13 protein-coding genes are annotated in these 12,858 nt (G+C 39.3%); 1 reads left to right on the top strand and 12 read right to left on the bottom strand.

Annotated elements, in window-relative coordinates; genetic code table 11:
* Window positions 1-97: 97 nt before the first annotated feature.
* The 10 genes from IL355_RS18085 to rsgA all read right to left on the bottom strand — a co-directional run bounded on the left by IL355_RS18085 (window position 98) and on the right by rsgA (window position 10,184).
* Window positions 98-664 (bottom strand): hypothetical protein, encoded by a 567-nt coding sequence (locus IL355_RS18085; protein ID WP_192463497.1) that lies wholly within the window; start codon window positions 662-664, stop codon window positions 98-100.
* Window positions 665-782: 118 nt separating this feature from the next.
* On the bottom strand, window positions 783-1,835 hold the full coding sequence (locus IL355_RS18080) for a serine hydrolase domain-containing protein (protein ID WP_192463496.1): 1,053 nt from the start codon (window positions 1,833-1,835) through the stop codon (window positions 783-785).
* A gap of 61 nt (window positions 1,836-1,896) precedes the next feature.
* Complete coding sequence (locus IL355_RS18075) at window positions 1,897-2,283, bottom strand: acyl-CoA thioesterase (protein ID WP_192463495.1); 387 nt, start codon at window positions 2,281-2,283, stop codon at window positions 1,897-1,899.
* Window positions 2,284-2,439: 156 nt separating this feature from the next.
* Complete coding sequence (locus IL355_RS18070; protein ID WP_192463494.1) at window positions 2,440-2,913, bottom strand: OsmC family protein; 474 nt, start codon at window positions 2,911-2,913, stop codon at window positions 2,440-2,442.
* 228 nt (window positions 2,914-3,141) lie between these two features.
* On the bottom strand, window positions 3,142-4,374 hold the full coding sequence (locus IL355_RS18065) for a 3-phosphoshikimate 1-carboxyvinyltransferase (RefSeq protein ID WP_192463493.1): 1,233 nt from the start codon (window positions 4,372-4,374) through the stop codon (window positions 3,142-3,144).
* Window positions 4,375-4,498: 124 nt separating this feature from the next.
* Window positions 4,499-4,825 (bottom strand): nucleotide pyrophosphohydrolase, encoded by a 327-nt coding sequence (locus tag IL355_RS18060; RefSeq protein WP_192463492.1) that lies wholly within the window; start codon window positions 4,823-4,825, stop codon window positions 4,499-4,501.
* On the bottom strand, window positions 4,791-6,773 hold the full coding sequence (locus IL355_RS18055; RefSeq protein ID WP_192463491.1) for a DUF3857 domain-containing protein: 1,983 nt from the start codon (window positions 6,771-6,773) through the stop codon (window positions 4,791-4,793). Before IL355_RS18055 ends, IL355_RS18060 begins: the two co-directional genes overlap by 35 nt.
* Window positions 6,770-8,680, bottom strand: coding sequence for a DUF3857 domain-containing protein (locus IL355_RS18050; protein ID WP_192463490.1), 1,911 nt, complete (start codon window positions 8,678-8,680; stop codon window positions 6,770-6,772). Before IL355_RS18050 ends, IL355_RS18055 begins: the two co-directional genes overlap by 4 nt.
* Before the next feature lie 79 nt (window positions 8,681-8,759).
* The gene (gene dtd / locus IL355_RS18045) at window positions 8,760-9,212 is read right to left on the bottom strand and encodes a D-aminoacyl-tRNA deacylase (protein WP_192463489.1); all 453 of its coding nucleotides are present in this window, start codon (window positions 9,210-9,212) and stop codon (window positions 8,760-8,762) included.
* An 18-nt stretch (window positions 9,213-9,230) separates the two neighbouring features.
* Window positions 9,231-10,184 carry a ribosome small subunit-dependent GTPase A gene (gene rsgA / locus IL355_RS18040; RefSeq protein ID WP_192463488.1) on the bottom strand — a complete coding sequence of 318 codons (954 nt, stop codon included), beginning with the start codon at window positions 10,182-10,184 and terminating at the stop codon, window positions 9,231-9,233.
* 128 nt (window positions 10,185-10,312) lie between these two features.
* On the opposite strand from rsgA, the gene IL355_RS18035 reads away from it, so the two are divergent.
* Window positions 10,313-10,753, top strand: a complete 441-nt coding sequence (locus IL355_RS18035; protein WP_192463487.1) for a hypothetical protein — start codon at window positions 10,313-10,315, stop codon at window positions 10,751-10,753.
* 65 nt (window positions 10,754-10,818) lie between these two features.
* Here IL355_RS18035 and IL355_RS18030 read toward each other — a convergent pair whose 3' ends face one another.
* Both IL355_RS18030 and IL355_RS18025 read right to left on the bottom strand, forming a co-directional pair.
* Window positions 10,819-11,901 (bottom strand): bifunctional 3-deoxy-7-phosphoheptulonate synthase/chorismate mutase type II, encoded by a 1,083-nt coding sequence (locus IL355_RS18030; RefSeq protein ID WP_192463486.1) that lies wholly within the window; start codon window positions 11,899-11,901, stop codon window positions 10,819-10,821.
* A 73-nt stretch (window positions 11,902-11,974) separates the two neighbouring features.
* Window positions 11,975-12,853 carry a prephenate dehydrogenase gene (locus IL355_RS18025; RefSeq protein ID WP_192463485.1) on the bottom strand — a complete coding sequence of 293 codons (879 nt, stop codon included), beginning with the start codon at window positions 12,851-12,853 and terminating at the stop codon, window positions 11,975-11,977.
* Between the last annotated feature and the right edge of the window lie 5 nt (window positions 12,854-12,858).

The raw sequence follows: 12,858 nt of genomic DNA, 5'->3' as shown, positions 1-12,858 counted from the left end.
CTGCAAATATACAATCTGAAAATAGGGGTTGTCAAGTAAATGACTGATTATATTGAGGTTTATTTAAAATTGAGAAAACTACGCAGGAGGAAGCAATTTAATCCGGACGATTTTGATTTTGATAGTGCGCAATAGCTTTTAGGTAGTTTTGTGCGCCTTTCATACTCATGTCATTTATAAAACCATCTAGCTCCGGGCGGTATTTTTTGATATAGTTGACCAAAGTATCCCGTTTTGATTGCCATAAGGCCCAATTGGCCGTATCACTTCCTAAATCTTCAATTTTTGAGATTTTACCGTTAGTAAAGCTTATAGCAAAGTTTGTGGTCAAGGGATTGTTTTCTAAAAATTTGTACTTGAGGGATTCCGAGCGGATGGTGACCAAGACCTTCTCATTTTCCTGTTTTAAACCCTGAATTTTATAGGTGGACCGGAAAATGGAATCCCATTTAAAAAACTCGTTAAAACTTTCATGCGAATAGGGTGTTACAAAATCTCCGGAAACGATGATAAGTGTATCGTACATTACCTCTCGAATTTTGGAAAAATCACCTCGATCAAAACCCTTGTAATATTGAGTGACCTTTTCAGCAGGTGATTTCTTTGTTTGCTGACAGGAAGCTAATAGTAGCAAGATAAAAAAAAGGATAACAGTATGTTTCAAATTAAAATTATTTAACCGACAAATTAATAAACAATACCGAATCGGTAGTGGGGTCTAAATATCTAAACAACTTCAATTTTACCGAAGGAAGTTCCAAATCCGCTGCGTCATATTAAATCTAAATTTTCTTCTGAAATGAAGTATATCCTCCCTTCTCCAAAATTTTTACAATCCTGCTATTTATTATTTCGGAAAGGTTCCAATTGTACAGTTTGGGGTCTGTAGTGCTGTAAAAGGCGACTACTACCGCATCCAAATCTTTATGATACTTGGCAAAACTTTGATATCCTGGCACCCAACCCGAGTGTTCATATTCATAAACAGTAGCGTATATTTCCTGTTCTCCCGGCTTAAAAAGGGAGCCATCATTTAAAGCTCGGACAAAAACACCCACATCTTCCGCTGTGGCGAGCATGCCATAATCGTCCGCTTTTAAATCATCTGGGTGCCCCACATGGTAGCCGCTCATTACTCTCTCCAAATCAACTTCGCTAAGAGAACCAAAAGTATTTTCAAGTTTCAACGGTTTTAAAACCTCCTTTTGTATAAATTGAAAATTAGGGTATCCCAACTTATTATCCATAATCTTATTGAGCAACAAATAATTGGTATTGCAGTATTCGTAGTCTTTCCCCGGTTCAAAATTGGCTGGTTGATCCAGAATTAGGTCCAAACTTTCCTGATAGCCAACGGGTGCTGCCCAAAAATTTGGAGCATCGGTAAAATTGGGAATGCCACTTCGGTGCTGTATCATTAATCGCAAGGTAATTTTATCGGCATACTCAATTCTTCCTTCAAGTTCAGGTAAATAATCAGCAAGGGTTTTATCCAACGATAGCCTTCCTTCATTGACCAATTTAGTCACTGCGACTGCATCATAAAGTTTGCTAATGCTAGCAATCTTAAATAGCGCTTGTGGTTTGGCCGGAATCTTCTTCTCCCGATTATGCCAACCAGATGCATAAAACTGAGCAGGTTTTCCTGCTTGGTCAATGTAGACCACCATCCCTTCAAAACCATGGGAAACGGCTTCATCCAATTGCTCTTGCACCGTATCTGGCAGCGGTAGGATCCAAGCTTTTACCAACAACCAAGGCACAAAGAACAGGGAGATGGCCGTACCTAGGAATAAAACTGTTCTTAGTATCCATTTGGTCTTTTTCTTATCCATTTCAAAAATGTTTCATCCAATATGGTATAGCAATTTTAAGTAACATAAAACCGACTGAGCCTTATTTTCTAATACTTACCGGTTTCTTGTTTTCATCAATAGCCACCAAAGTAAATTCTCCATAAATGGCTTTCTCTCGATGTTCAGAATACATCTGTTCAATAAAAATCTCAACACTTACCTTTAGACTTTTATTCCCTAAATGGATTACTTTCCCGATGAGTTCCACAATGGTTCCTGCCGGAATGGGTTTTTCAAAATCAATCTTTTCACTACTAACCGTAACAACTGTTTGTCTCGTAAAGCGGGTTGCCGTAATAAAGGCAATCTCGTCCATCATCTGCATGGCGGTGCCCCCGAACATGGTATGATAATGATTTGTAGTATTCGGAAATACGGCCTTAAAAACCCTTGTTTCCGCTTTCGCTATTCTTTCTTCTAATGTCATTGGCTAATTTTAGCTCTGTACCTTCGCCTCTGTGGCACGATCTAAATAGGCGAATTTTCACTAAGATAGTTAAAACCTAGACTTACGCGTTTATGCTATCCCTATCAGTCTTCAAATTGAGTGAAAAAAGACAGTTACTTTTTTCTAATCTAAAAGTCAAGTTTCTGACTCAATAACAGGCTCGTGAGCAATTTGAAAATTGCATGAATTGGCTATAAAACACATCTTATTGGCTTCATGGTGTAGTTCTTTTGCTCTTAGAATCCTATTTGCATCGGAAATTATAACATGGGGATGCAGGGTTACTTTGGCAAATCTACCGCTTCCATTTTCCTCCTCTTCCATTACGCCGGTTGCATGGTCCAAATATTGCGTAACCACTATTTTATTGACAGAACATAAGTGCAGATACCATAACATGTGGCAGGCCGAAAGTGAAGATAGAAAAAGTTCTTCTGGATTATATCTGGTTGGATCTCCCATAAAGGAAGGGTCCGATGAACCATTGATGACATCATATTTTCCTTCGGCAATTATATGGTGATTTCTATTGTAGGAGCGATAATTTAGAGTTCCCTGTCCTTCATTGCCCGTCCACTCTATTTTTACTTGGTATCCGTGTTTTTTCATCTTTAAAATTATTCATCTACCAAAAAACTAATCACTTTCTTTTTTTGGAAACCGTTTCTTAATGGCTGTTTTGAGAGATTATTTCAGCTTCGATTGGAGTGATAGGTGTTGAGTTAGGAGTTAGAGAAATTATGAAACGGGACTAAAGACGTAGGACATAAGACAAATTTATTATCAATCAATTTTTAACCAATCAACGAGTAACGACCAACCATCAACCATTGGCCATCAACCTACCTCATCCACTCCAATTTGCAGCTGTTTTAAATCCATCCAAAAATCAGGATAAGACTTAGAAACCACCTCCGCATCATTAATAAACAAGTCCGTTTTAAGGGCAAGAGGAGCAAAAGCCATCGCCATACGGTGATCATTATACGTATCTATAGATACTCCGCTATTTATATTTTCGCTAGGGAAGAGTGTCAAGTCTCTATCGGTTACTGAAATGGGAGCTCCCAATTTTGAAAGCTCTGTATTCAATGCTTCCAACCGATCGGTTTCCTTAATTTTTAACGTATGAAGGCCCGTTAAATGACAACCTATTCCCAATCCGAAGCAGGTGACGGAAATGGTCTGGGCAATATCCGGGGCATCTGCCAAATCAACGTTCAGGGAATCTATTTCAGCTTCCTTAATTTTCTTTAATTCCACGGTATTGCTACCAAAAACAGTTTCCACTCCCAATTGTGTATAGATTTTAGCGAGCACACTATCTCCTTGCAGACTATCTTGTTTATAGGCCGAAAGGGTAATACTCGAACCTACATCCGCCAGAGCAATGATGCTATAAAAATAAGACGCGGAACTCCAATCAGACTCCACTATTAAGGTGATGTCATCTACGACTTTTTTTGGAGCCACCTTAATAATTTGCCCTTCAAAGGAATTCTCCAGCCCTATTTGGGAAAGGAGGGCCAAGGTCATTTTTATATAAGGGACGGAAGTTATTTTCCCCACTAATTCCAATTCCAGGCCATTTTCCAAACTTGGTGCCGTTAGCAACAAGCTAGAAATATATTGGCTACTGATATTTGCCGGAAGACTTACCTGGTTTACAGTTAATTTTTTACCCTTGATATTTATGGGAGGATAGCCCTGATTCTTTTCATAGGAAATTTCAGCACCTAAATCTTTAAGAGCATCTACCAACACCTTGATTGGTCTTTCCGTCATACGTTGTGAACCCGTTAATGTCACATTCTTCCCTTCTTGACTGGCAAAATAGCTGGTTAAAAACCGCATGGCCGTACCTGCATGGTGAATGTCTACCACTCCATCGGTTATTTTCAAACCCTTTTGCATGACCTGGGCATCATCTGAATTAGAGATGTTTTCAATTCTCAAATTAGGAAATAAAGCTTGTAGCAACAGGGAACGATTGGTCTCGCTTTTTGATCCTGTTATCTGAATGTTTTCTTCTAAAAGGGTATTTGCTGGAGCGGTTAAGTGTAGTTTCAAAAGGGTGTTGTCTTTAGTCGGTTGTCATCTTCAAAAGTCCTGAGTCATCCACGGAAGCATTGATCCGTTTTACGTTCAAAACCAGCGAATGTTCATTAGGTAAATTTAAGCCGCAAATATACGACTATTTCAACTTTTCGTTGTTATGATGACGGTCATGATCACGCTTGGTCTTAAGCTCCAATTTACGGTCAAATGCATCCTGTAAATCCACACCGGTCTGGTTCGCCAAACAAAGGGTCACAAAAAGTACATCTGCCAATTCTTCCCCTAAATCCTTGTTCTTATCCGACTCCTTTTCACTTTGTTCGCCGTACCTGCGGGCAATGATTCGAGCTACTTCTCCAACTTCCTCCGTAAGTTGAGCCATATTTGTAAGCTCGTTAAAATAGCGAACCCCGTGATTCTTGATCCAATTATCTACTTCCTGCTGTGCTTTGGTTATGCTCATTACTAGCTTTGGCCAGAACAACTTGCTCCGATCCCTTAATAATTATTTGATTGTAATATTCCTTTAACTCTGCGTAATTAGTAGCCGAAATTATGGCACTATTCAAATCAAAGGTAACCGATAATTGTATGCCTGCCGCATTTTTTTTGACCACGTACTTATAACTGCCCAGTTCATTGGGAAGATGTACCAACACATTTTCCGGCATAGATTCCACTAGATAGCCCTGAGGCAATTTAATATTTACCATGTATCTGTCCCTAAATGGAAAACCAAAGTCTATAGGGTACTCCCGTTTTTCCAATTTAAAAGGGTTTTCCTGCATACGTAAAAAAGCCAGCGGGTGCACATACAATTTATCTCCTATTACATCTGCACCATTTTCCGTTTCGTACACGAACTTTTCAGTAACCATTCCTTCATAGGTATCCGTATTTCCTGCTTCGTAATCGGAAATTTCTATCCCCAAATACCTTTGTTCCATTTCGTTTAGGTATTCATCCAAATCCCTGTTCTTAAAATTTTCCCTAAATCTGTATGCCGAATGATCACTTAATCTAGATCTAAAGCTACCTTCTGCATACCCTTCAGTATCTAAAGAAATATCCAAAGCATAGATACTATTGGCTTTTTTTGGCTTAATAGCGGTAATATGCTTCCACACCTTATTATGATTATCTACTAGAAGCCCGCCCCAATTGTAATCCCTAACGGGCAAAAGGTTGATATCGCTAAATTCCTCCGTTGCATCCATATAGTAGTTCTTCCCATCAATAAAGGCGTGGGCAATAACAAAATTTAGCCGGTCTACGGTAGGAAAGAAGGGCATACTGTTATCCTTGGTGCTTAAAATGACCGGATTGGCCCGTATTCCAGCATCTCTCATCATGGCCACCAACAACAAATTTATGTCTGCTGCATTTCCTTTTTTCTCTTTTAGCGTCTTTTTAATTCCATTTTGAAAAGACTTTCCATCCAACCCGTTCCATTCAGTCTCATCTTTTACATATTTAAAAAGGTCTTTAGCAATTTGCAGTTGGTCCGTTTTTCCTCCTAAAACAGTTTTCAATTCTTCTTTAAATGACCTGGTCTTGTCCAAATCATTCTTGTAATCACTAGAACTCCCAATAGTTTTAGCAACATCTTGCCAAGTTTGGGCATAGCTTCTGTAGGGAGTTCCAGGAATATCTATGGAAACCAATTCAAACATGGCTCCTGACCTATAGTTATCTATATTATCCACATAATTTTCGGCCTTCATGGCGGGGATGTTCTTAAGGTCATAGCTGGTTATGACAACTTCCATTCCCAAACGATGGTCCTGCTTCGTCATTTTCTTTGAGTTCAGGATTATAAATCCTTTCTGCGTCTGCCTAAAGTTAAAACCTTTGGGCGTCCTTAATTCCGCAATTAAATGTTTTACAGGTATATCTCTTTGAAATCTGAACTCATCAATATTCCAAACAAAAGGAGAACTGATGGAATAAGTAAACTCAATAACGGAGCCCTCTTTCACATTGGGCATGGTAAACTTTACCTGGTCATAATTGAAACTCATTTCCGTATCAAATATCTGGTCCTTTTCCAAAGAATATTCCACCACCTTATCATTTTCTAAATTGTAGGTGCTGGCCTTTATCTTTCTAACCTCTTCCTTATCAGAGCCAGCCTTAAAGAGATTGACCTTCTCCGTGGCATACTCAAAACCATCTTTGTTATAAATTTTAATACGCTCGTGTACCTCTGTAATCAATCGTAAAATTCCATTACTGGACAACAGATAAGTTTCCTGCTTTCTAAAAGTAACTGCGGCACTGGCATCCGGATCTGCGGCATAGGATATTTCCTTTAATTCTTCCTTGCTTACGTTCCCAAATTCTACCTCTTGTGCCCAAATTTGAAAACAAGCGAGAAGTGTTACCACTAAGAGCATTTTTTTTAATATCATAGGATAGGTTTTAGAACAACTTTGGAGTTGTCATATTTTGAAATATTCTTCATAAAGTCACGAAACGCCCCATATTCCGTTGCACTGTATTCTCCTGCCTTTACCAACAATTTTCGCTCAAGAACTATTTGTCCGTTTTCTTCCTTTATTTCAAGAAAATAAGTTCCGAATGTACTTTCCAATGTCATTGTCTCAGGAATGGACTCTATACCATAACCCTGCGGAATATTAATCACCGTTTGATCTTCATCATAGAATCCCCTTTGTATTTCAAAGGGTAACTTTCTATTGCGGTACCTGCCAGGAACATATTTATTTTTATTGAAAGCATTAGCGGCAAACAATAAGCGGTCTCCACTTTTTGATGCGTAGTTGGTGGCACTTATGGAAACATCTTCCCTAAAAGCAACTTCCTTTTTATCATTCTTAAAATCATAGGAATTGATATGGAGATTATTGATATTATCCCAAAAATCCTTGTAATGTTTTTCTATGTGCTCCTCTGTTTTTTCTGATAGATCGAAATGGGAATCATACTGGATTCCTTTGGTAATAATGGACACTTTTCCATTCATACTACCATCAAGCTGAAGAGTGTAATCCCCCTTTGTAAGCTGCTGATTTTGATCGTTTAGATACGAAGTGGTCCGTACAATTTCACCGCCATCGGGCTTAATTATAAAAGCCTTACGATTGTCCGTAAAATCACCTATAAAGCCAAAGGGATGGATTTGCGAAGTACAATCAATCCAATAATAGCTCCCCTCATGCGGAATGGCCAAGATTACGTGATTGCCTTGGGCCAAATCTGGAAAATCATCCTCAAAATCTACTTGCTCATTGCCTGCTTGCACATGGGCGTAAAAGGCTTCTACCCCTACGGTTTTAAGCAGAGCCATGGTATAGTTGCTCAAACCTTTACAATCTCCATACTTTACACGATCTACATCTATGGCACTAATGGGCTGCATGCCGCCAATGCCCACTTGAACACTTATATATCGCGTATTTTTCTGAACATACTCATATACTATTTGAGCTTTTTCTAGCGTACCTTCCACATCTTTGACCAAATTTTGAACTTCACGGATGGTTACTGGTGATAATTCATCCCGGCCTTTTAACAAGTTGGAAGACATCCATATGCCCAAATCTTTCCAAGATTGTATGGAAGCATCATAACCTTCGTAGTAAAAATTAACCGGTCTTAATCGCAATAGTGGCGCTAACTCTGAAAATGATGGGCACAGACTTTCGCTTTTAATCGCGGGTATATTTTTGGCCAAATATTGAATGCTGTTAGCTGTAACCTCCTTTTCAATATCCAAATTCTCCAGCCGAAGTTCCTTAATCTCTGGCTTCAGTTCAGGACTGGCAAAATTGACCTGTAACTTACTATGTTCAGTGCTTACTAAAAAATCATCTAGAAAGGTCCAAGCAGCTGGTAGTTCTCCTGTATTCTTGGTGCTTATTTCATATTCCAATTCTATAGTATATGGATAGCTCACAGGCGTATAGGGGTAATACATATATCGGTAATCCGTATATAGCGTTCCTCCATCAACGGCACTTACATCCTTAAAATCCTTTTCCTTAATTTTTTCCAGTTCATTACCTAGGGCATTGTAAACTTTAGCTTGAATATTCCTTACCTTTTTGCCATCATCATACCCTACAAAGGCCGCAGCATGCTTGTTACCTGCCTCATTAAGGACCGTAACTATTTTCTTGCGTTTCAACACCATTTCCTTTTTAGAAACAATGTCTACAATCATTTCATCTAAGCGAATAATGGCATTTGCATTATCCGTCAGTTCCTTTTTTAGAGCAAAAATTTGTAAATCATCGCTTTGAGAAAATCCAGGAAGACAAGAGAAAAGAAATAGAAATAAAATAAGATGGCGCATGAAAAAGTGAGTTGGTACCTTACGGCAACAAATCACCTATTTTTCTTACAGAAAGCAAGATATATTCGACAAGGTGGCCTTATTCTTTGTTCTTTGTATCAAACGTTATAGTAACTGGGCCGTCGTTTAACAATTCAACCTTCATATCGGCTCCAAAAACACCTGTTCCTACTTTTTTGCCCAAGTCTTTTTCCAACTGTTTCACGAAAGCTTCGTAAAGGGGAATTGCCACCTCCGGTTTAGAAGCTTTTATATAGGAAGGACGATTGCCTTTCTTTGTTGCGGCATGTAAGGTAAATTGGCTTACCACGATGGCCTCTCCGTCCACATCTAACAATGACTTGTTCATAACACCATCATCATCATTAAAAATGCGTAGGTTTACCAATTTTCTTGACAGCCATTCAATGTCTTCCTTTCCATCGGCATCTTCTATACCTAGCAATATCAAAAGGCCATTTTTTATCTCCGATACTTTTTTCCCCTCTACCGTTACACTGGCCCAAGCCACTCGCTGTATTACCGACCGCATACCTTGCTGAACTTTTTTCTATTTCTTGTTATCGTGAATATCTGTTCGGTAGGTTTCCTCTTCCCCAGTGACCATTTGTACATAACTCCGGTACCTGCTCCAAGCAACCTCATCGTTTTCCAAGGCTTCTTTGACCGCACATTTGGGTTCATCTAAATGCAAACAATTGTTGAATTTACATTCGCCTTTTAAAGCAAAAAATTCCGGAAAGTAGTCTCCAATTTCATCTTTTTCCATATCCACGATTCCGAAACCTTTAATTCCTGGAGTATCAATGATTCGTCCTCCAAAATCAAGGTCAAACATCTCTGCAAAAGTGGTGGTGTGTTGCCCTTGTAAATGCTGTTCGGATATTTCTGCAGTCTTTAAATCGAGACTAGGCTCCAAAGCATTCACTAAAGTAGATTTACCAGCTCCGGAATGCCCGGCAAACATGCTGGTGGTATTGGTCATCAATTCTTTGACCTTATCGACGTTTTTTCCGGTCTTGGCAGATATGCCTATACAGGTATACCCAATTTTTCGGTACATCTCGGCTAAAAACTTAATCTCCGCCAGTTCTTCTATTTCATAAGTATCTACCTTATTAAAAAGTAATATGGTAGGAATTTCATAGGCCTCGGCCGTAGCCAAAAACCGATCTATAAAAATGGTATAGGTTACCGGGTTGTTCAAGGTAACCAGTAAAAAAACCTGATCTAAATTCGCCGCGATGATATGGGTCTGCTTTGAAAGATTCACAGACTTACGAATGATGTAATTCTTACGGTCTTCTATGTGGTGAATGACCCCCACGGTATCATCTCCCAGCTGCTCTATTTCAAATTCCACAACATCACCCACCGCAATAGGGTTGGTGCTCTTAATACCTTGAATACGGAACTTACCCTTTATACGGCATTCAAAAAAATCACCCTCTTGATTTTTAACGGTGTACCAACTGCCGGTAGATTTATAAACGGTTCCTGTCATTTATTTTTTATATGCTACAAAGAAAAGCAATACTTTTATAAATGCACCTCTTTATCAAGGAGGCATTTGCCCCCATGCAACCTTTTTCTATTTCTTTTGTCTTTAACTACAAACAAATTTAAAAATGAATGAAAAAATTAATTTTACTGCCCATGTTATTTTTCACATTGGCAGTATTGCAAGCCCAAGAATACAAGGTAATCACCAGTGTAGAATCTATTGTACCCAGCGGAATGGGGCGCTCTCGAATTATCGATGGCCAAGAAGATAAAGATTTTGAGGAGTTTACCTCAGAACAAACTGAAGAAGACAATACCCGCAACAAATCAAAAAGAGGTGATATTCGTGTAAAAAACTTTGAAGAAACCAAGCTTCTCAACTTTTACAATATTGCCGGAATCAGGTTTCAGAACATTGCCGCCAACGATGCCGTTATTTCCTCTAAATTATCGGCTATGGCCTCGGAAGGCTGGGAGCTGGTTTTTGTCACCAGCGGTGTAGAAGCAGATGCCGGTGATAAAGACGGGCAGGGTATTTTTATTACCCGATACATCTTTAAGAGAGACTAAAACAAATTCTTTAAAAACAAAAAAGCCCCGAAATTCGGGGCTTTTTTAAAATGCTTACCAAGCAATTATCCATTGATAATTTTTTCTTGGTGATTGATAGATTCTTGGTGGATAGCCTTGAACATTTTCAAGACAAACTCCTCACTTAAACCGTGTGATTCTCCTTCCAAGATCATAGCACCTAAAATTTGGTTCCATCTGTTAGATTGAAGCACCGCAACATTTTTCTCCTTCTTCAAGGCACCTATACCATCTGACACTTTCATTCTCTTACCCATGGTCTCGATCAATTGACCATCAAGAATATCGATTTGCGCACGCAAATTGCTCAATTTGGCATTGTATTCAGCCTCGCTATCGCTTTCTTTCCTGATTCTAAGGTCTTTCATGATCTGCACCAATTTTGATGGAGTCACCTGTTGTGCAGCATCACTCCAAGCATTATCAGGATCATGGTGCGTTTCGATCATCAATCCGTCAAAATTTAGATCCAAGGCCGTTTGTGAAACATCAAAAATCATGTCACGCTTACCGGTGATGTGAGATGGATCGTTGATTAAAGGCAAGTCAGGAAATTTATCCTGAAACTCAATGGCCATTTGCCACTCTGGAATATTTCTGTACTTCGTTTTTTCATAAGTAGAGAAACCTCTATGAATAGCACCTAATTTCTCGATCCCAGCGGTATACAATCTTTCGATACCACCCAACCATAAGGCCAAATCTGGATTCACGGGGTTTTTCACCAAAACCACCTTATCAGTACCTTCCAAGGCGTCTGCCAATTCTTGCATAATGAACGGGCTAACCGTAGAACGGGCACCCACCCACAACAAATCTACATCGTGCTCCAATGCCAATTCTACGTGGGCACGGTTAGCAACCTCAGTTGCGGTTTTCATTCCCGTTTCTTCTTTTACGCGTTGTAACCATTTTAAGCCAAGAGCACCTACCCCTTCAAAGTTTCCTGGGCGGGTACGAGGCTTCCAGATACCGGCGCGGTAGTAATTCACGTCTGTATCTTTTAGGTCATGGGCTATTCTCAACACCTGCTCCTCGGTCTCAGCACTACATGGACCTGCGATGACCAATGGATGATCTAACCCTAAATCATCCAACCATTTTCTCATTTCTTTCTTGTTTTCCATTGTTTCAATTTTTCTGCGATAAAAGACAGAAAGGATTACAAAAACCGTTTTGTTTTCTTCTTCCTTGTTTGACTTATTTGTTTGTTACTGTTTTACTATTATTAAGGGGTATTCCGTTTAAAATTTCCTTTATCTTATTGGTATCGTTCATTTCTCTATAGATACCTTCATAATCATCGTCTTTAATAAGCTGCATGAACTTTTGCAGGTTTTGAATGTACTCTTCCAAGGTTTCTACCACATTCTCTTTGTTGTGCTTAAAAATGGGCGTCCACATGGCCGGCGAACTCTTTGCCAACCGTACGGTACTCTCAAAACCACTCCCCGCCATGTCAAAAATATCACGTTCATTTTTCTCCTTCTCAATAACCGTTTTTCCCAACATAAAGGAGCTGATGTGTGACAAATGCGACACATAGGCGATGTGTTTATCATGTGCTTGCGGATTCATATACCGAATGCGCATTCCCATATCTTGAAACAGCTCTAATGCCCGTTCTTGCAATTTAAAAGCCGTTTTTTCTACTTCACAGATGATATTGGTCTTTCCGGCATATAAATTTTCGATGGCCGCCGAAGGTCCGGAAAATTCCGTTCCCGCAATGGGGTGGGCCGCTAAAAAGTTTCTTCTTTTAGGATGGTCTTCCAACACCTTACAAATCAAACTTTTGGTAGAACCCCCATCGAACACCACGCAATCATCATTAACAACATCGAGAATTTTAGGCAATTCTTCTACCAATACATCTACCGGAATGGATACGATGACCATATCCGCCACCGAAAGTTCACTATAATCGGATTTTTTATCGATCAGGCCCAACGCTAAAGCTTCTTCTAGGTGTGACTCGTTGGCATCAATTCCATAAAAGGTGGTATCAGGTCGCAATCTCCTAATATCCCTTGCAAAGGAACCTCCAATTAATCCTATTCCGATGATAAAAACGTTCATACTTT

The sequence above is a fragment of the Euzebyella saccharophila genome (assembly GCF_014855495.1).
Taxonomy (GTDB): domain Bacteria; phylum Bacteroidota; class Bacteroidia; order Flavobacteriales; family Flavobacteriaceae; genus Euzebyella; species Euzebyella saccharophila.
Note: the sequence above shows the minus strand (reverse complement) of the source record. Positions and strands in the feature narration are given on the sequence as shown.